This is a genomic window from Noviherbaspirillum aridicola (genome assembly GCF_019656455.1).
Taxonomy (GTDB): Bacteria; Pseudomonadota; Gammaproteobacteria; order Burkholderiales; family Burkholderiaceae_D; genus Noviherbaspirillum; species Noviherbaspirillum aridicola.
The window spans coordinates 64249-81432 of record NZ_BPMK01000007.1 but is presented as its reverse complement, the minus strand read 5'-3'; the positions used below and the strand labels follow the sequence as shown (position 1 = coordinate 81432).

The window sequence follows — 17184 nt, the reverse complement described above, 5'->3', positions numbered from 1 at the left end:
TGGATGGGGAATTAGTCGAAATCGAACAACTCGCCGAGGAAGCCCTTCTTCTTGCGCTTGTGATAATCGTTGCCGTAGTGGGAGTGCTGGCCGGGCGGGTAGCCGGACTGATGGCCAGGCTGATAGCCGGGCTGCGGACCCGGCTGCTGCCGGCCGAAGCCCGGGGGCGGAGCAGCCTGGGCGGGCTGGGCGGCCTGCTGCTGCGGCACCTGGGCGCTGCGGTCGATGATCTTGTCGAGTTCGCCGCGGTCGAGCCAGACGCCCCGGCATTGCGGGCAGTAGTCGATCTCGATGCCTTGTCTTTCCGACATCACGAGCTGCGTATTGCTGCATACGGGACATTGCATGGACGTTCTCCTGTGACGGGTGCTCAGGGCTGCCAGTTTGCCATGTCCGGGGCCGGAAGGAGAAAATGGGGGCGCGCCGCCGCTTCCGGCATTGCTTGATGCAGGACAAGGAAAGCCGTTTGCCAAACGCGCAATGTTCCAACGACAACCAAATCCCGCCCGGCGGCGTCCAAGCGTCACAGACAACGCTATGGAACGCCAGTACGACGCCGTGCGTCTTCGAGGTCCGTTTGATGCTACCCGCCTATATCTATCATCCCGACTGCAGCAAGCATGAGATGGGATCCATGCACCCCGAATGCCCCGAGCGCACCGGCGCCATTCATGACCATCTGCTGATGAAGGGCCTGCTCGAGTTCATGCAGCCTTTCGAGGCGCCGGCCGCCACCGAGGAACAGCTCGCGCGTGCCCACACGATGCTCCATGTGCACGAGATGGCGGCGAAGTCGCCGGCCGAAGGCTATGAACAGGTGGATCCGGATACCTGGATGAATCCGCACACCTACCAGGCAGCCCTGCACGCCGCCGGCGCCGCGGTGCTGGCGACCGACCTGGTGCTGCGCGGCGAGGCGCCGGTCGCGTTCTGCAATGTGCGTCCGCCGGGACACCACGCCGAGCGGGCGCAGGCGGGCGGCTTCTGCTTCTTCAACAATGTCGCCATCGGCATTCGCCACGCGCTCGACGTGCACGGCCTGCAGCGGGTGGCGCTGGTGGATTTCGACGTACATCACGGCAACGGCAGCGAAGACATTTTCCACGACGATGAGCGGGTGCTGATGTGCTCGACCTTCGAATACGACCTTTACCCGTTCTTCGGCCACGAACCGCGCGGACCCAACATGGTCAACATCGGACTGACGCCGCGCGCCGGGGGCGAGGGTTTCCGCATGGCGGTCGACCAGTTCTGGCTGCCGGCGCTGGAGAAATTCCGGCCGCAGATGATCTTCATCTCCGCCGGCTTCGACGGCCACCGGGAGGACGACATGGGCAACCTCGGGCTGGTGGAGGCCGACTATGAATGGGTGACGCGGCAGGTGATGGAGATCGCGCGCCGCTATGCACAGGGACGGGTCGTGTCCTGCCTGGAGGGCGGCTACGTGATGTCGCCGCTGGCGCGCAGCGCCGCCGCGCATGTCAAGGTCCTCATCGGCGCGGACTAGCACCGGACAACAACAAGGCAGGCATGGACAAGCATTATCTCGCTCCGCTTTTCTCTCCGCAGTCGGTGGTGGTCTTCGCCGGCAACGACAGCGATCCCGACAGCCGCACGCCGCAGGCGCGCTTCCTGGTCGAACAACTCAGAAACGGCGGATTCGCCGGCGCGGTGCGCTGGCTGGACGTCGGCATGAGCGGCACGCTCGGCGACCTGGTGCAGTCGAAATCGGACCTCGCGATCATCGCGCTGCCGCATGCGCAGCTGGCGCCGGCGCTGGAACTGGCGGCACGGGTGCGCAGCAAGGCGGCGCTGATCCTGTCGACCGGGGTCGATGCGCGGCTGGCGTCGGAACTGCATGCGATCGCGCGCCACCACGGGCTGCATCTGCTGGGACCGAACTCGCTCGGCTTCCAGCGTCCGCGCCTGAAGCTCAACGCCAGCGCGCTCGGTCCGCTCGCACGCGAAGGCGGGCTGTCGCTGGTGTCGCAGTCGGGCGCGCTGACCTCGGCCATCCTCGACTGGGCGATCAAGAACGGCGTCGGTTTTTCCAGCGTGGTCTCGCTCGGCGCCAATACCGCGCTCGGCCTGGCCGATGTGCTGGACTTTTTCGCGGACGACCGCGGCACCCAGAGCATCGTGGTCTACCTCGAAGGCATACGCGATGCGCGCCGCTTCATGAGCGCGCTGCGCGCGGCGGCCAATGCCAAGCCGGTGTTCGTGCTCAAGGCCGGCCGCCGCCCGGGCGGCTCGAGCGCGGCGCTCACGCATTCCGGAGCGATCGTCGGCAGCGACGATGTGTTCGACGCCGCGCTCAAGCGCGCCGGCGCGGTGCGGGTGAAGAGTTTCGTGCAGCTGTTCACGGCGGCCAAGGGCCTGTCGGCGCGCAATCTCCCGGTCGGCAAGCGGCTCGCCATCGTCAGCAATGGCGGCGGTCCCGGCGTGCTGGCGGCGGACTGGGCCAACGAGCTGGGCATCGAGCTGGCGGCGCTGCCGGCCGACGCCGCCGCCGCGCTGGCCAAGGCGCTGCCGCCGCAGGCGACGGTGGATGCGCTGATCGACCTGGCCGAGGATGCCGATCCGGCCCACTACCGCACCGCGGTGTCGGCCTGCGCGGCGGCCTCGGGCGTCGACGGCATCCTGGTCATTCTTTCGCCCAAGCCCGATCTCGACACCGCCGCGGTGGCGCAGGCGCTGGCCGAGCTGTACCCGTCGGTGGGCAAGCCGCTGATCACCTGCTGGATGGGCGACGAGCGCGCGTCGTCCGCGCGGCAGATCCTGGTGAAGGCGGCGATTCCGACCTTCCGCACGCCGGAGGCGGCGGTCGACGCCTTCTACAACATCGCCTCTTTCCACCAGAACCAGCAGCTGCTGCACCAGACGCCGCCGCCGCTGTCGCCGCTGCCCAAGCCCGACGTGGAAGGCGCGCGCATCCTGATCGAGAGCGTGCTGGCCGAGCGCCGCAAGGTGCTGACCGAAATGGAATCCAAGGCCCTGCTGGCGGCCTTCCACATCCCCGTGACCAAGACCATCCTGGCGCGCTCGGCGAGCGAGGCGATCCTGGTGGCCAACCAGCTCGGCTACCCGGTGGCGCTGAAGATCGATTCGCCGGACATCCCGCACAAGACCGATGTCGGCGGCGTGGCGCTCAACCTGCTCAACGCGACCGCGGTGCGCGATACCTGGGTCAGCATGATGGCCGGCGTCAGCGCGCGGCATCCCGAGGCCCGCATCAACGGCGTCACGGTGCAGCCGATGTCGGGCAAGCCGCAGGGGCGGGAGCTGTACATCGGCGTCACCACCGACCGTCCTTTCGGGCCGGTGATCTCCTTCGGCGCCGGCGGCACCATGATCGAGCTGATCGACGACCGGGCGATCGAACTGCCGCCGCTGAACCAGTTCCTCGCGCAGCGCCTGATCGACCGCGCGCGCTGCGCCGGCACGCTCGGCGCCTGGCGGGGCGCGCCGCCGGCGGACCGCGAGGCGCTCGAACGCATCCTGCTGCGCGTATCGGAAATGGTGTGCGCGCTGCCGCAGCTGCGGGAGATGGACATCAATCCGGTGATCGTCGATGCCGGCGGCGCGCTGGCGGTCGACGCGCGGGTGGTGGTGGACCACGCGACCGGCGGCAGCGGCCATTATCCGCACCTGGCGATCCTGCCCTACCCGTCCGACCGGGAACAGGAATGGCCGCTGCGCGGCGGCGGTCAGTTCACGCTGCGCCCGGTGCGGCCGGACGATGCCGAGATGCTGCAGGATTTCGTGCGGCGCATGTCGCCGGAGAGCCGCTACTTCCGCTTCGTCTCCACGATGCGCGAGCTGCCGCTGCGCATGCTGGCCCGCTTCACCCTGATCGACTACGACCGCGAGATGGCGCTGGTGGCGGTGCATGAGGGCCGCATCATCGCGGTGTCGCGCTATGTGACGAATCCGGATCTCGACAGCTGCGAGTTCTCGCTGGCGGTGGCCGACGACTTCAACGGCCAGGGCCTGGGCTCGCGCATGATGTACGCGATCATGGACGCGGCGCGCGCCAAGGGCCTGAAACAGATCGAGGGCCTGGTGCTGACCAACAATGCGCCGATGCTGCGGCTGATGCGCAGCCTGGAATTCGAAGTGCGGCGCTTCGAAGAGGATCCGGATTTCCGCCTGTGCGTGCGGCCGCTGTAGCCGCCGCACTCAGTCCGGCTCGCACACCACCCGGTTGCGGCCGGTGGCCTTGGCCGCATAGAGCGCGGCATCGGCCCGCTTCATCACGTCGTGATAGGACTCGGTGCCGTGCAGGGTGGCCACGCCGATGCTGACGGTATAGGCGGCCACGCCCAGCCCCGGCTTGCGCTCGAGCACCGCGCGCAGCCGCTCGGCCACCACCAGCGCCGCCGCGCGGCTGGTCTCGGGCAGCAATACCGCGAACTCTTCGCCGCCGATGCGGGAGAAGTAATCGATGCTGCGCGACACCGTCTCGGCGCGCAGCACGACCTCGATCAGCACCTGGTCGCCGGCGGCGTGGCCGTAGGTGTCGTTGATCTGCTTGAAGTTGTCGACGTCGATCAGCAGCAGCGACAGGTCGCGGCCGGTGCGCTGCGAGCGCGACATCTCGCGCTCGGCGATCTCGAAGAACGCCCGGCGGGACCAGGCGCCGGTCAGGAAGTCGCGGTTGGCCGCATGCTCGGCCTTCTCCATCATCGAGTCGTGCACCATCATCACCGCGCCGAAGGTCAGCGCCGGCATCACGAAGCTGCCGAGCGACAGGAAGAACAGGTTCAGCGGCGCCGGCTGCAGCAGCGAGGTGAGGTCGCCGGCGTGGACGAAATAGACCGCGCTGCGCCCGAAATGGCCGAGCGCCACCGCCAGCGCCATGCCCTGGGTGAAATAGTAGGGATAGCGCGAGCGCCAGTTCTTGCGCGAGCGCTGTATCGTCATCACGATGCCGGCGCAGACCGCGCCCTGAAACAGCGCCACCGCGATGGTGCGCGCGGCGTGGGAATCCACGCGGTAATGGAAGAAGGCGATCACGCCGGCGAATGCCACCACCGATCCCGCCAGCACCGGCAGCGACACCCGCAAGCCGAAGAAGCGCCGGAAGCCGGCGTACAGCGCCACGGCGCCGGCGGCATATACGCCGTTGGCGATCTCATAGGCGACAAACGGCGACAGCTCGCGGCCGTAGGCATACAGGACCAGCCCGCCGGCGGCGAGCGCATTAGCCGCGCACCATTCGCGGATGCCGGCGATGCTGCTGCGCAAGAGGGAAACCAGGACCAGCAGCATCAGGACACATAGCAGCGCCCCAACCAGCAGGATGACAAACGTACTCGACATGGAATGACTGGCCGCGGCGTCAGCGGACCCGTTGGGGTTGAGTCGGAAGTATAGACATTTCCACTTCAGACAAGATCAGCCGGGCATGCGTTCGCGTTCGCGTCCGCGGCGTGAGATGGCTCAGGTTTTTCCGCCCGTCATGCGATGCAGCGGCTTTCGAAGACGCGCGCCGTCCGCTCCCGCCCCAGCACGATCATTTCCTCGGCGCGCCAGAATTCATGGATGCGGCAGGCGTTGCGCGGCAGCTCGATGACTGCGTCCGGCGAGTTGGCGGCCAGCTTGAAACGCGCGATGGTGTTTTCCATCGCCTCCATTGAGCGCAGGCCGATGCTGATCATGTCCGGCGCGGCAAGCCCGGTCTCGCGCGCCGACTGCAGGCTGTCGAGAAAGGCCAGGATGCGGCGGCGGTAATCGCCGCCGGCGGCGGGAATGCTGTCGCTTTGCGGCGGCGCCGGCATCGTTTCGTAACGCCCGCCGCAGTTGACGGCCACGGTGAGGCCGGTGCGGTCGTTGAGGGTGGGCGCGACCGGCACCGGGTTGACCAGGCCGCCGTCGACCAGGGTCAGTCCGTCGCGCTGAACCGGGGTCAGCAGCAGGGGAATGGCGATCGAGGCGCGCACCGCGTCGAACAGGCTGCCCTCGCGCAGCCAGATTTCCTTGCCCGTTTCCAGATCCATCGCCACCGCGGTGAAGGCCACCGGCAGGTCGCGGATGTCGCCGTCGCCGATCAGCGCGCGCAGCGCCGCCATCACTCTTTCGCCCTTGAAGAGTCCGGCACGGTTGAAGGCGGGGTCGAGCAGGCGCAGCACATCGGCACGCTCCAGCGCCAGCACCCACTCGGCGAATTGCTCCAGCTTGCCACTGGCAAACACGGCGCCGACGACGGCCCCCATCGACGCGCCCGCGATCGAGCGGATCGTGTAGCCGTTGTCGAGCAGCCAGCGGATGACGCCGATGTGCGCGAGCCCGCGCGCGCCGCCCGAGCCGAGTACCAGGGAGACCGACTTGTCCTGCGTCGCCTTGTCCATAGCCATGCCTGTGGGATAAAGACGGCAGTATGCAATCAAATCGCAGAAATGTGCATGAGGGAAAGAATGGCGACGGCATGTGCCGTGCCTGTTTTATTACAGGCCCGGCCGAAGCTGTTTACAATGCATTTCCCATGAATGAGAAAACAGGCGACGCTTTGTCCGCGACCCCCTCCCCCCGCACCGAACCCATGGCCCAGGACCAGCTTTTCCGGTTGCTGGTGCATGGCGTCGTCGACTACGCGATCTTCATGCTCACCCCGGACGGCACGGTCAACAGCTGGAACGCGGGCGCGCAGCGGATCAAGGGTTACCAGGAAAGCGAGATCATCGGGCAGCATTTCTCCCGCTTCTACCGGGAAAAGGAACGCCTGGCCGGCGACCCGGAGCGCGCGCTGGCCACCGCGCTGCGCGAAGGGCGTTATGAATCCGAGGGCTGGCGCGTGCGCAAGGACGGCACCGAGTTCTGGGCCAATGCGGTGCTCGACGTCCTGCACGATCCCGAGGGGCGCTTCATCGGCTATGCCAAGGTCACGCGCGACCTGACGGAGCGCCGCATCGCGCGCGAGGCGCTCGACGCCAGCGAGCAGCGCTTCCGCCTGCTGGTGCAGGGCGTGACCGACTACGCGATCTACATGCTCGATCCCGACGGCATCATCAGCAACTGGAACTACGGCGCGCAGCGCATCAAGGGTTATCCGGAGGCGGATGTGATCGGCACCCATTTCTCGCGCTTCTATACCGAGGAAGACCGCGCCGCCGGCGAACCGCGGCGCGCGCTGGACATCGCGGCGAGCACCGGCAAGTACGAGCGGGAGGGCTGGCGCGTGCGGCGCGACGGCACGCGCTTCATGGCCAGCGTGCTGATCCAGCCGATCCGCGACGAACGCAATCAGCTGGTCGGATTTTCCAAGATCACCCGCGACATCACCGAAAAACGCAAGGCCGAGGAGCAGCTCGAAAAGGCCCGCGTGCGCCTGGCCCACGCGCAGCGGCTGGAAGCGATCGGCAAGCTGACCGGCGGCGTCGCGCATGACTTCAACAACGCGCTGCAGATCATCGGCGGCAACCTGCAGCTGCTGCAGCCGCGGGTGGAGGGCGACGAACAGGCGCGCCGCCACCTGGCGCTGGCCCAGGAGGGCGTGGAACGCGGCACCCGGCTGTCCTCGCAGCTGCTGGCTTTCGCGCGGCGCCAGCCGCTCCAGCCCCGGGTCACGAATCTCGCCCGGCTGATGCGCGCCATCGATGCGCTGCTGCGCCGCGCGCTCGGCGACTCCATCTCGATCCATACCCATGTCGCGGACGATCTGTGGAATACGCTGGTCGACCCGAGCCAGCTGGAAAACGTGATCCTCAACATCGCGCTCAACAGCCGCGACGCCATGGGCGGCGACGGCCAGCTCACGATCGAGCTGGGCAATGCCATGCTCGCCGGCGAGCCGCTGGTGGGCGCCTCCGATGTGGTGCCCGGCGATTATGTGATGCTCGCCATTACCGATACCGGCTGCGGCATGTCGCCGGAGGTGCTGGACCGGGTGTTCGAACCCTTCTACACCACCAAGGCCGAAGGCGAAGGCACCGGTCTCGGCCTGTCGATGGCCTATGGCTTCGTGCAGCAGAGCGGCGGCCAGATCAAGATCTACAGCGAGCCCGGCCACGGCACCACGGTGCGCATCTACCTGCCGCGTTCGCTCGAGCAGGAAGAGGAAGCGCCGGCGCGCAGCAGCGGCCCGGTGGTCGGCGGCGACGAAACCGTCCTGGTGGTGGAGGACGATCCGCGGGTGCAGCTGACGGTGGTGGAAATGCTCGCCGGCCTCGGTTACCGCGTGCTCAAGGCCGACGACGCGCAGGCCGCCCTGTCCATCATCCGCAGCGGCCTGCCGGTCGACCTGATGTTCACCGACGTGGTCATGCCCGGTCCGCTGCGCAGCACCGACATGGTCAGGCAGGCGCGACGCCATCAGCCGACGATGGCCGTGCTGTTCACCTCGGGCTATACGCAGAACGCGATCGTGCACGGCGGCCGGCTCGACCCCGGCATCGAACTGCTGAGCAAGCCCTACCGGCGCGAAGACCTGGCGCGCAAGGTGCGCGAGATGCTGTCGGCGCGCGCCGAACGCGTGCGCGCCGAGGCGGCGGACAAGCGCCGCATCCTGGTGGTGGACGACAACGACGACTTGCGGCTGACGGTATGCCAGTTGCTCGAGGCGCTCGGCTATGCGCCGCACGGCGTGGGCAGCGCCGAAGCGGCGCTCGAAGAACTGCGGGGCGGCGAGTATGGTGTGCTGTTGACGGACGTCATGCTGCCCGGCATGTCGGGCATCGAACTGGCGCGGCTGGCGCGCGGGCAGATGCCCTCCCTCAGGCTGATCATCGCATCGGGCGCCGAGGAAGCGCGTGCCGCCGGCGCGGCGCTGCAGGCCCGGCTGCTCAGGAAACCGTTCGATCTGTCGGCGCTGCAGGCGGCGCTGGCGCCCTGAGACGCAGCCGCCACAGCGAGGTCACCTCGGCCGCGCGTGCGCGATGCAGCGGATCGTCGGCATCGCTCGCCTTCGGATGGCGCGGCTTCGCGTCATGCCGGGCCAGCACCTCGAGCCCGGCCTCGGCGATCCAGCCCAGCAGCGTTTCGCGGCTGCGCAGGCCGAGATGCTCGGCGAAATCCGACAGGATCAGCCAGCCCTCGCCGGCGGGCGCGAGATGGGCGCCGAGGCCGGACAGGAAACCGCGCAGCATGCGGCTGTCCGGGTCGTAGACCGCCGCCTCGACCGGCGAGCTCGGACGCGCGGGCAGCCAGGGCGGATTGCAGACGATCAGCGGCGCCTGCCCCGGCGGGAACAGATCGGCCTGCAGCAGCTCGACCCGCCCGGTCAGCCCCAGCCGCGAGAGATTGTCGCGGGCGCAGGCCAGGGCACGAGGATCCTGGTCGGTGGCCACCACCTTGCGCACGCCGCGCCGCGCCAGCAGCGCCGCCAGCACGCCGGAGCCGGTGCCGATGTCGAAGGCGAGCGCGTCCGACGGCAGCGGCGCGGCGGCCACCAGGTCGATGTACTCGCCGCGCACCGGCGAAAACACGCCGTAATGCGGATGGATGCGCGCCCCGAGCGCGGGCAGCTCCACGCCCTTCTTGCGCCATTCATGGGCGCCGATCAGGCCGAGCAGTTCGCGCATCGAGGCCACGTAGGGCTCGCGCGCCTCCCCCCACACTTCCTCGCACGCCGCATGCACATCCGGCGCGCGGCGCAGCGGCAGCGCATGCCCGGCATCGAACGGCAGCAGCAGCATGCCGAGGATGCGCGCGCGGCGGCCCTGCGCCTGCCGGTGCCGGTGAAAGGCCTCGGCCTGGTCCGCCGGTTCGGGACGCGGCTTGCGCGGCTTGCGGTCCACCCGCCGCGCCAGCGCCTGCAGCAGCTGCCGCCCGTTCTGATAGTCGCCCCGCCAGAGCAGGGCCGTCCCTTCGCAGGCCAGCTTGTAGGCGGCGTCGGCATTGCTGCGGTCGTCCGCGATGACGATGCGCGGCGGCGGCGGCAGGCCGGCCTCGGAGCGCCAGCGCGCGCGCTTCACGGCGCCGTCTTCATGCCATTCGACAAAAGGGAGTTCGTTCATTGCGCGCGGACATGCCGGGCCGGGGCCGCGGACACGGGAGGTGGAAGGGAGCGCTATTGTAAGCCCTGCGCCGGCCGCGCGAGTGCGCCTGCGCTGGCGCAAACGCGCCGCCGGAACCTCGACGCGGCTGGTCATTCCTAGAAGATGAACATGGACATGTGTCCAAAATCCGCTTGGACACCAGCAAGACCACGCATCCGACAGGCATGTGATGACACAGCAAGAGCAGGCGCCGCGACCGACACCGGACAATCCGGCGAAGGCGGCTGTGCCCACCGACGGCTCGCTCGTGACGCTTGCCCATCGCCTGTTCCAGATCGCGCCGGGCTTCGCCTGCATCCTGCGCGGCGCCGACCATGTGTTCGAATTCGCCAATGACGGTTTCTACGACCTGGTCGGCCAGCGTCCCCTGATCGGCAAGCCGGTCCGGGTTGCGTTTCCCCACCCGGAACTGGAAGAACTCATCCGCCTGCTCGACCAGGTCTACCGCACGCGCCGCCCCTATGCCGGCCGGGCGGTGCAGCTGCTGGTGCGCCGCGGTCCGGACGCGCCGCCGGAAGAGCGCTTCCTGGATCTGTCCTATCTGCCGATCCCGGGCCCCGACGACGACGCGGCAGGCATCCTGGCCCAGGGTTACGAGGTGACGGAACTGGTGCGCGCGCAGCAGGCGTTGCATGCCAGCGAACAGCGACTGCACCTGGCGCTGGAAGCGGCCGGCGAAGGCGTGTGGGACTGGAACATCGCCGACGGCCGCTTCTCCTTTTCCGAGCGCGGCCGCGACATGCTCGGCTACGGGCCCGGCGACATCGGCGCGCGTCTCGAGGACTGGGTCGCGATCACCCATCCCGACGACATGCAGCGGCTCCAGGACGAGACCATGGCCTGCGTGCGCGGCAGGGTGCCGACCGTGCTGCTCGAATACCGGGTGCGCAACCGCCAGGGGGACTGGCAATGGATACTGGCGCGCGGCGCCGTCGTCGAACGCAGCCCCGAGGGGCGCGCGCTGCGCATGATGGGTACCACGGTCGACATCTCCGGCGAGCTGGAGACGCTGCACCGCGCCAATTTCGATACCCTCACCGGCCTGGCCAACCGCGCGCTGTTTCGCGAGCAGCTCGAGCATGAGGTCGAGCTGTCGCGCCGCAACGGCCGACCGCTCGCGCTGTTCTTCATCGATCTCGACCGCTTCAAGGAAATCAACGACCTGTTCGGCCATGATGCCGGCGATGCCCTGCTGTGCGAGGCGGCGGAGCGCATCCGCGACTGCGTGCGCAAGTCCGACATGGCGGCCCGCCTCTCGGGCGACGAGTTCACCGTGATCCTGACCGAACTCGACAGCGCCACCCATGCAAGCGGCGTGGCGCAGAAGATCCTGCATGCGCTGGCGCGGCCCTTCGACCTCGACGGCAAGGAAGTGAGCATTTCCGGCAGCATCGGCATCACCCTGTTCCCCGCCGATGCGGCCGGGACCGGGGACCTGCTGCGCAATGCCGACCAGGCGATGTACGCCGCCAAGAAGGCGGGCCGCAACCAGTTCCGCTTCTTCACCCCGGCCATGCAGGAGGACGCCACGCGCCGGCTCGCCCTGCTGCGCGAACTGCGGGAAGCCCTGCCGAAGCGGCAGCTGCAGGTGGTATTCCAGCCCATCGTCGAGCTCGCCGGCGGACGCATCGTCAAGGCCGAGGCGCTGCTGCGCTGGCAGCACCCGGAGCGTGGCCTGCTGCGCCCCGCCGCTTTCATGGCACAGGCCGAGGAAAGCGGGCTCATCAGCGAGATCGGCCACTGGGTCTTCAGCGAAGCCGCCGCCTGGGCGCGCCGCTGGACGGAACAGACCGGCGCCACCTTCCAGGTCAGCATCAACCGCTCGCCGGTGGAATTCGCCGCGCACGCGCAGGCGCCCGACTGGGAAGCGCTGCTGCGCGACCTGGGTCTGGCCTGGCACAGCCTGTCGGTCGACATCACCGAAGCCCTGCTGCTCAAGCCCAGCCTGGCGGTGGAGAACGGACTGCTGCAACTGCGCCAGTCGGGCATACAGGTCTCGATCGACGGCTTCGGCAGCGGTTATTCCTCGCTGGCCTCGGTCAAGAAGTACGACGTGGACTTTCTCAAGATCGACCAGTCCTTCGTGCGCGAGGCCGACACTCCCGGCAATGCGCGCACCATCGCCGAGACCATCGTCCTCATGGCGCACAAGCTGGGCCTGCGGGTGGTGGCCGAAGGCGTGGAAACCGCGCAGCAGCGCGACTGGCTGAGGGCGGCGGGATGCGACTACGCGCAGGGCTATCTGTTTTCCGAACCCCTGCCGCCGGAAGGCTTCAGCGCGCTGCTCGCCGCCCAGGGGCGGGCCTGAGCGCGCATCAGCAATGGGGCGGTTCCGGATCCGGCAGATGCTGCCGGCGCAGCGGCATGCGGTGGCAGGCGCCATGCTCGAGCAGATGCACGACCGCCTTGACGACGGCGAAGCGCAGCGCATGCTCGGCATCGGGATGCTCGGCCAGGCGCACGATCACCGGGCCGACGCTGACCGCGCTGCTGTGCGCCTCGCCCGGCGCATGGGTGAATGCGATGGACAGCTCGTACTCGGCGATCAGCGCGCCGCACGCGGCCCAGTCGCGGGTCCACTTCGGCATCGGCGTCCGGCCTTCCCACAGCGTGCCGGCGCTGTCCGCGTATTCCTCGACTTCATGTCCGAGCAGCTGCGCCAGCCGGCGCTCCCTGGCCACGCAGGACCGGAAATATTCTTCGTCGCTCATCCGCATACCGTCACCTCCTTCGGATTAGACGGCGGGATGGCGATCGGTTCAGCGCTGGCCGTAGTAGGCGGCGTTGGCCAGGCTCGCCTGGCGGCGGCCTTCGGCGATGTTCCAGAGCTTGGCGCCGCGCGCGCTGCGTTCGTCGATCGAGCGCTTGCGGCCGTCGGCGGTCGCGGTCCCGGCGTCCATGGCCTGCACCGAGGACACCAGGGTTTCGCGGAATGCGTTGCGGAAGCCGCCGGAATCGAAGCAGCGATTGCTCTTGCCGACGATGATCGTCAGTCCCTGCTCGCCCTGCGCAAAGCCGCACTCGGCCAGCGCCGCGCCGGGCAGCAGCGAAAGGAAGAACAGGGACAGTAACCGCTTCGGCATGGGAATCCTCACAAGAAGCGCAAGGCAATGCCGACGGCTGGAGCATGTCTTCGCTCCCGGAAGGCGGCCCCGCTGCCGTGGGAGCGGTCGCTCCTTTAGGCCGGTGGCTTTGCGTCCCGTTCTTTCAAACGGTTTGCCCTGCAGTTGATGTGCGGCAAGTATAGCAGCGTCAAAAAATTCCTGCTGCGGCGCACACTAACCCCAGCGCCGGTCCGCGACGAAGGGGTTGGTCTGCCGCTCGTGGCCGAATGTCGACGCCGGGCCGTGGCCGGGCACGAAGGTGACGTCGTCGCCGAGCGGGAACAGCTTGTCGCGGATCGAGCGGATCAGGGTGTCATGGTCGCCGCGCGGGAAGTCGGTGCGGCCGATCGATCCCTGGAACAGCACGTCGCCGACCAGCGCGAGCCGCTGCCGGCGATGGAAGAAGACGACGTGGCCCGGCGTGTGGCCGGGGCAGTGCAGCACCTCCAGCGTCTGCGCGCCGAACGCGAGGGTGTCGCCGTCCCGCAGCCAGCGGTCGGGCTCGAAGGCTTGCGCGGGCGGGAAACCCATGCGCCGCGTCGCCTCCTCCAGCTGATCGAGCCAGAAACGGTCGTCCTCGTGCGGCCCCTCGATCGGCACGCCGAACTGCCGGCGCGCCAGATCCGCCGCCGCGCAATGGTCGAGATGGCCGTGCGTGAGGAAGATCTTCTCCAGGCTGACTTCCAGCTCTTCGAGCGCCTGCGCCAGGCGCGGCAGTTCTCCGCCGGGGTCGACCAGGGCCGCCTTGCCCGTCTCCTCGCAGACGAGGATGCTGCAGTTCTGCTGATAGGGCGTGACCGGAACGATGGCGCATTTCATGGGTTTTGCCGAAGAGGTTGAAACGGCGTGAGTATGCCATGCCGGCGCGCGTGTGCAGGAAGGCGCGCATCCTGATAATCTGCCAACGCATCGAGACCAGGAGGGAGACCGACATGAAAGCGATTTTGACCGGACACAGCCGCGGACTGGGCGCGGCCATCGGCGCCGAACTGCTCGCGCGCGACATTCCCGTGCTGGGGCTGGCGCGGCGCGCCAACCAGGCGCTTGCCGCGCGCTTCCCGCAGCGGCTGCTGCAGCACGAGCTCGACCTCGGCGACACCGCGGCGCTCGGAGAGTGGCTCGCCGGCGACGCGTTGCCCGGCTTCCTCGCCGGCGCGCGCAGCGTCGTGCTGATCAACAATGCCGGCATCGTGCAGCCGGTGGGTCCCGCCGCCGCCCAGGATCCCGCGCTCGTGGCGCAGGCGGTGACGCTCAACGTGGCCGCGCCGCTGATGCTGGCGGCCGCGGTCGCGCGCTCGCAGGCGGCGGAAAAGCGCATCCTGCATGTCTCCAGCGGCGCCGCCCGCCAGGCCTATCCCGGCTGGAGCGTGTACTGCGCCACCAAGGCCGCGCTCGATCATCATGCGCGCGCCACCGTGCTCGACGGCGTGCCCGGCATGCGCATCTGCAGTCTCGCGCCCGGCGTCATCGATACCGACATGCAGGCGGAAATCCGCGAGGTCGGCAGCGACCGCTTTCCGCTGCGCGAGCGTTTCGTCGCCCTCAAGCGCGAAGGCCAGCTCACCAGCCCCGAGGACTGCGCGCGCCGCCTGGTCGACTTCCTGCTCGCGCCGGGTTTCGGCGACAACCCGGTCGCCGACCTGCGCGACTGAAGTCATTCTTGCGCACCCGCCGGGCGAGATTTACACGGCGGGTGCCGAGGGCGCCGGCACTTCGATGATGCGGAAAGGCGGACGGTCGGTGAAGGTCCGCTGCAGCAGCGGCTTGGCCACGTTGTAGACGGGAATACCGTTGGCGGTCTTGCCTTCGGGCGTGCCGCGGTGCGCGTGGCCGTGCACCACCGCGTTGACCGGATAGCGGATGAGCGGGTCTTCCAGCCGGCTGGTGCCGAGGAAGGGAAATATCTCCAGCGGCTCGCCCTGCACGGTGGCGGCGATCGGCGAATAATGCAGCATCGCGATGCGCTGCTCGGTGCGCAGCTTGGCCAGCGCCGATTCCAGCTTCAGCGCTTCCTGTATCGCTTCGTTGACGAACTGCTTGATCGCCCGCTCCCCCCACGGCCCCAGCGCGCCCCGTCCGTAGCCGCCGGCGAAGCCCTTGACGCCGGCGATGCCGACGCCGTGGATCTCGACCGCCTCGCCGTCGAGCACCTTGACGCCGGCGTCGGTCAGGATGCGCCGCACCTGGTCCGGATCGTCGGATTCAAAATCATGGTTGCCGAGTACCGCGACGATCGGGATGCGCGCGCCGCCGAGTTCTTCGACCAGCACATGCGCTTCGGCGGCAAGGCCGTAGTCGGTCAGGTCGCCGCACAGCAGCAGCGCATCGGCCGCCTCGGCCGCCTCCGCGAAGAATCTGCGCAGCGATCCGCCCGAGTCCTTGGTGCAATGCAGGTCGCCGACCGCGGCAAACCGGATTTTGTCCCTGGAAATCACCCGTTCCTCCTTTGTCCGTGACACCCCTTACAGACCGCAGCCTGGTGGCATAAGTTTTGCTGATTCCGGTTGTCATCACCTCTTTTCTTCGAGGGAACAATGAAAATGACCGAACCCGTACCGGTGTCGCATCCGGTGGACGAAACCGACGCCGACACCGCGCGCTTCTACCGCGGCGTGCTCGAGACACTCAACGCGTCGTCGCTGCCCTACCTGATCGGCGGCGCCTACGCCTTCAACCGGCATACCGACGTCAACCGCCCCACGCGCGACCTCGACATCTTCATCCGCCGCGCCGATTTCGACCGCATCGGGGAGGCGTTGCGCGCGGCCGGCTACCAGTGCGAGCTGACCTATCCGCACTGGCTCGGCAAGGTGCACCATCAGGAGGTCTACATCGACCTGATCTTCAGTTCCGGCAATGCGATCGCCGAGGTCGACGACGCCTGGTTCGAGCATGCGTCGCCCGGGGAAGTGCTGGGCGTGCCGGTGAAGATATGCCCGGCGGAGGAAATGATCTGGTCCAAGGCGTTCATCATGGAAAAGGAACGCTTCGACGGCGCCGACATCGCGCACCTGATCCGTGCGCGCGGCCACCTGCTCGACTGGCCGCGGATGTTCCGGCGCTTCGAGCCGCACTGGCGGGTGCTGCTCAGCCACCTGGTGCTGTTCGGCTTCGTCTACCCGGCCCATCGCGACATCGTGCCGGCGGCAATCATGGATGAACTGATCGAACGCCTGCACAAGGAAACCCACAGCGAACCGCCGGACAGCAGCCTCTGCCTCGGCACCCTGCTCTCGCGCGAGCAGTATCTCAACGACATCCGGCGCGAAGGCCTGCAGGACGGCCGCATCGCGCCGGTCGGCAAGATGACGCCCGAAGATACCGAGCAGTGGACGCGCGCCATCTCGGACGATCACGATCCCGACTAGCGGCATCGGGAGTCCGGCCGGGCGTCCCGTACAATCTTCTCGCGAACAAGTTCAGGAGGTTGCCATGAACGGATTGACACCACCCCGCCCCCGCTTACTGCCGGCCGCCCTCGCGGCGGGCCTGCTCGCGGCCGCTCCGGCCGCGTTCGCGGCGGGCACCGCGTCCGACCAGCGCTATCAGGACGAGCGCGCCGCCTGCATGCAGCGGCCCGAGCCGGAACGCGCTCCCTGCCTGCGCGAGGCGGCGGCCGCGCGCCAGGCGGCCCGCAAGGGCGAGTTCGACAGCGGCGGCGCATACGAGGCCAACCGCGTGAAGCGCTGCGAAGCGCTGCCGGCCGCCGAGCGCGATGCCTGCGTGCGCCGCGCCCGCGACGAAGGGACAGCGAGCGGCAGCGTCGCCGGCGGCGGGATTCTGCGGGAATACCGCGAAGTCATTCTTCCGCCGGTCCCGCCCGCGCCGGCTGTCGACATCCCGCAACAGGCACCGACGGTAACCGCCCCGGCGCCGGCCGGCGTCGCCGCGACGCCCGCGCCCGTCCTGCCGCCCCAGCCTGCCCCCGCCGGCGTCATGCTGCAGCCCGCCCGGTAAGACCTGCCCGCCCGCGGCAGCGCGCCTGATTCCCTCTTCCCGCGCCGTTCGATTGCTACTTTTTCCGTAGCCGTCGGGCGACCGCCTTCCCGATCGTCTCCGCGCGCGTCCCATTCCTATTCGGAATG

15 protein-coding genes and 1 riboswitch are annotated in these 17184 nt (G+C 68.5%); of the genes, 7 read left to right on the top strand and 8 right to left on the bottom strand.

The annotated features are described in order from the left end of the window. Window positions 1–11: 11 nt before the first annotated feature. Window positions 12–347: a TFIIB-type zinc ribbon-containing protein gene (locus tag NCCP691_RS09075; RefSeq protein WP_220807948.1), complete on the bottom strand. Its 336-nt coding sequence runs from the start codon at window positions 345–347 to the stop codon at window positions 12–14. A 233-nt stretch (window positions 348–580) separates the two neighbouring features. On the opposite strand from NCCP691_RS09075, the gene NCCP691_RS09070 reads away from it, so the two are divergent. Both NCCP691_RS09070 and NCCP691_RS09065 read left to right on the top strand, forming a co-directional pair. Further along, window positions 581–1507 (top strand): histone deacetylase family protein, encoded by a 927-nt coding sequence (locus NCCP691_RS09070; RefSeq protein ID WP_220808095.1) that lies wholly within the window; start codon window positions 581–583, stop codon window positions 1505–1507. Window positions 1508–1530: 23 nt separating this feature from the next. Further along, the gene (locus NCCP691_RS09065; RefSeq protein WP_220807947.1) at window positions 1531–4170 is read left to right on the top strand and encodes a bifunctional acetate--CoA ligase family protein/GNAT family N-acetyltransferase; all 2640 of its coding nucleotides are present in this window, start codon (window positions 1531–1533) and stop codon (window positions 4168–4170) included. Between the two features lie 9 nt (window positions 4171–4179). Here NCCP691_RS09065 and NCCP691_RS09060 read toward each other — a convergent pair whose 3' ends face one another. Together NCCP691_RS09060 and NCCP691_RS09055 are read right to left on the bottom strand one after the other, a co-directional pair. Beyond that, window positions 4180–5322, bottom strand: a complete 1143-nt coding sequence (locus NCCP691_RS09060) for a GGDEF domain-containing protein (protein WP_220807946.1) — start codon at window positions 5320–5322, stop codon at window positions 4180–4182. Between the two features lie 137 nt (window positions 5323–5459). Further along, the gene (locus NCCP691_RS09055; protein WP_220807945.1) at window positions 5460–6350 is read right to left on the bottom strand and encodes a patatin-like phospholipase family protein; all 891 of its coding nucleotides are present in this window, start codon (window positions 6348–6350) and stop codon (window positions 5460–5462) included. 134 nt (window positions 6351–6484) lie between these two features. Here NCCP691_RS09055 and NCCP691_RS09050 point away from each other — a divergent pair, with 134 nt between their 5' ends. Beyond that, window positions 6485–8830 (top strand): hybrid sensor histidine kinase/response regulator, encoded by a 2346-nt coding sequence (locus NCCP691_RS09050; RefSeq protein WP_238482377.1) that lies wholly within the window; start codon window positions 6485–6487, stop codon window positions 8828–8830. On the opposite strand, the gene NCCP691_RS09045 is transcribed toward NCCP691_RS09050, so the two are convergent. Next, complete coding sequence (locus NCCP691_RS09045) at window positions 8781–9953, bottom strand: methyltransferase (RefSeq protein ID WP_220807944.1); 1173 nt, start codon at window positions 9951–9953, stop codon at window positions 8781–8783. The genes NCCP691_RS09050 and NCCP691_RS09045 overlap by 50 nt on opposite strands. 211 nt (window positions 9954–10164) lie before the next feature. Here NCCP691_RS09045 and NCCP691_RS09040 point away from each other — a divergent pair, with 211 nt between their 5' ends. Continuing rightward, window positions 10165–12303 carry a putative bifunctional diguanylate cyclase/phosphodiesterase gene (locus NCCP691_RS09040; protein WP_220807943.1) on the top strand — a complete coding sequence of 713 codons (2139 nt, stop codon included), beginning with the start codon at window positions 10165–10167 and terminating at the stop codon, window positions 12301–12303. A gap of 7 nt (window positions 12304–12310) precedes the next feature. Here the strand turns inward: NCCP691_RS09040 and NCCP691_RS09035 are convergent, their stop codons facing one another. The 3 genes from NCCP691_RS09035 to NCCP691_RS09025 form a co-directional block, all read right to left on the bottom strand. Beyond that, window positions 12311–12706 carry an aminoacyl-tRNA synthetase gene (locus NCCP691_RS09035; protein WP_220807942.1) on the bottom strand — a complete coding sequence of 132 codons (396 nt, stop codon included), beginning with the start codon at window positions 12704–12706 and terminating at the stop codon, window positions 12311–12313. A 48-nt stretch (window positions 12707–12754) separates the two neighbouring features. Beyond that, window positions 12755–13078 (bottom strand): hypothetical protein, encoded by a 324-nt coding sequence (locus tag NCCP691_RS09030; protein WP_220807941.1) that lies wholly within the window; start codon window positions 13076–13078, stop codon window positions 12755–12757. A 59-nt stretch (window positions 13079–13137) separates the two neighbouring features. Further along, window positions 13138–13226: riboswitch (cyclic di-GMP riboswitch) on the bottom strand. A gap of 47 nt (window positions 13227–13273) precedes the next feature. Beyond that, window positions 13274–13918, bottom strand: coding sequence for an MBL fold metallo-hydrolase (locus tag NCCP691_RS09025; RefSeq protein ID WP_220807940.1), 645 nt, complete (start codon window positions 13916–13918; stop codon window positions 13274–13276). A 113-nt stretch (window positions 13919–14031) separates the two neighbouring features. On the opposite strand from NCCP691_RS09025, the gene NCCP691_RS09020 reads away from it, so the two are divergent. Next, window positions 14032–14751, top strand: coding sequence for an SDR family oxidoreductase (locus NCCP691_RS09020; RefSeq protein WP_220807939.1), 720 nt, complete (start codon window positions 14032–14034; stop codon window positions 14749–14751). A gap of 30 nt (window positions 14752–14781) precedes the next feature. Here the strand turns inward: NCCP691_RS09020 and NCCP691_RS09015 are convergent, their stop codons facing one another. Next, entirely contained in the window at window positions 14782–15534 is a 753-nt protein-coding gene (locus NCCP691_RS09015) for a metallophosphoesterase family protein (RefSeq protein WP_220807938.1), read from the bottom strand. Between the two features lie 105 nt (window positions 15535–15639). Here NCCP691_RS09015 and NCCP691_RS09010 point away from each other — a divergent pair, with 105 nt between their 5' ends. Then, a complete protein-coding gene (locus NCCP691_RS09010) occupies window positions 15640–16467 on the top strand; it encodes a nucleotidyltransferase family protein (protein ID WP_220807937.1) in 828 nt (275 codons plus the stop codon). A gap of 64 nt (window positions 16468–16531) precedes the next feature. Continuing rightward, on the top strand, window positions 16532–17056 hold the full coding sequence (locus NCCP691_RS09005) for a hypothetical protein (RefSeq protein WP_220807936.1): 525 nt from the start codon (window positions 16532–16534) through the stop codon (window positions 17054–17056). The last annotated feature ends 128 nt before the right edge of the window (window positions 17057–17184 follow it).

Bases quoted from the DNA above. Each gene is read 5' to 3' on its own strand.
- NCCP691_RS09055 (WP_220807945.1), bottom strand. From the start codon at position 6,350: ATGGACAAGGCGACGCAGGACAAGTCGGTCTCCCTGGTACTCGGCTCG.
- NCCP691_RS09075 (WP_220807948.1), bottom strand. From the start codon at position 347: ATGCAATGTCCCGTATGCAGCAATACGCAGCTCGTGATGTCGGAAAGA.
- NCCP691_RS09060 (WP_220807946.1), bottom strand. From the start codon at position 5,322: ATGTCGAGTACGTTTGTCATCCTGCTGGTTGGGGCGCTGCTATGTGTC.
- NCCP691_RS09025 (WP_220807940.1), bottom strand. From the start codon at position 13,918: ATGAAATGCGCCATCGTTCCGGTCACGCCCTATCAGCAGAACTGCAGC.
- NCCP691_RS09035 (WP_220807942.1), bottom strand. From the start codon at position 12,706: ATGAGCGACGAAGAATATTTCCGGTCCTGCGTGGCCAGGGAGCGCCGG.
- NCCP691_RS09070 (WP_220808095.1), top strand. From the start codon at position 581: ATGCTACCCGCCTATATCTATCATCCCGACTGCAGCAAGCATGAGATG.
- NCCP691_RS09050 (WP_238482377.1), top strand. From the start codon at position 6,485: ATGAATGAGAAAACAGGCGACGCTTTGTCCGCGACCCCCTCCCCCCGC.
- NCCP691_RS09065 (WP_220807947.1), top strand. From the start codon at position 1,531: ATGGACAAGCATTATCTCGCTCCGCTTTTCTCTCCGCAGTCGGTGGTG.
- NCCP691_RS09045 (WP_220807944.1), bottom strand. From the start codon at position 9,953: ATGAACGAACTCCCTTTTGTCGAATGGCATGAAGACGGCGCCGTGAAG.
- NCCP691_RS09005 (WP_220807936.1), top strand. From the start codon at position 16,532: ATGAACGGATTGACACCACCCCGCCCCCGCTTACTGCCGGCCGCCCTC.
- NCCP691_RS09010 (WP_220807937.1), top strand. From the start codon at position 15,640: ATGACCGAACCCGTACCGGTGTCGCATCCGGTGGACGAAACCGACGCC.
- NCCP691_RS09040 (WP_220807943.1), top strand. From the start codon at position 10,165: ATGACACAGCAAGAGCAGGCGCCGCGACCGACACCGGACAATCCGGCG.
- NCCP691_RS09030 (WP_220807941.1), bottom strand. From the start codon at position 13,078: ATGCCGAAGCGGTTACTGTCCCTGTTCTTCCTTTCGCTGCTGCCCGGC.
- NCCP691_RS09020 (WP_220807939.1), top strand. From the start codon at position 14,032: ATGAAAGCGATTTTGACCGGACACAGCCGCGGACTGGGCGCGGCCATC.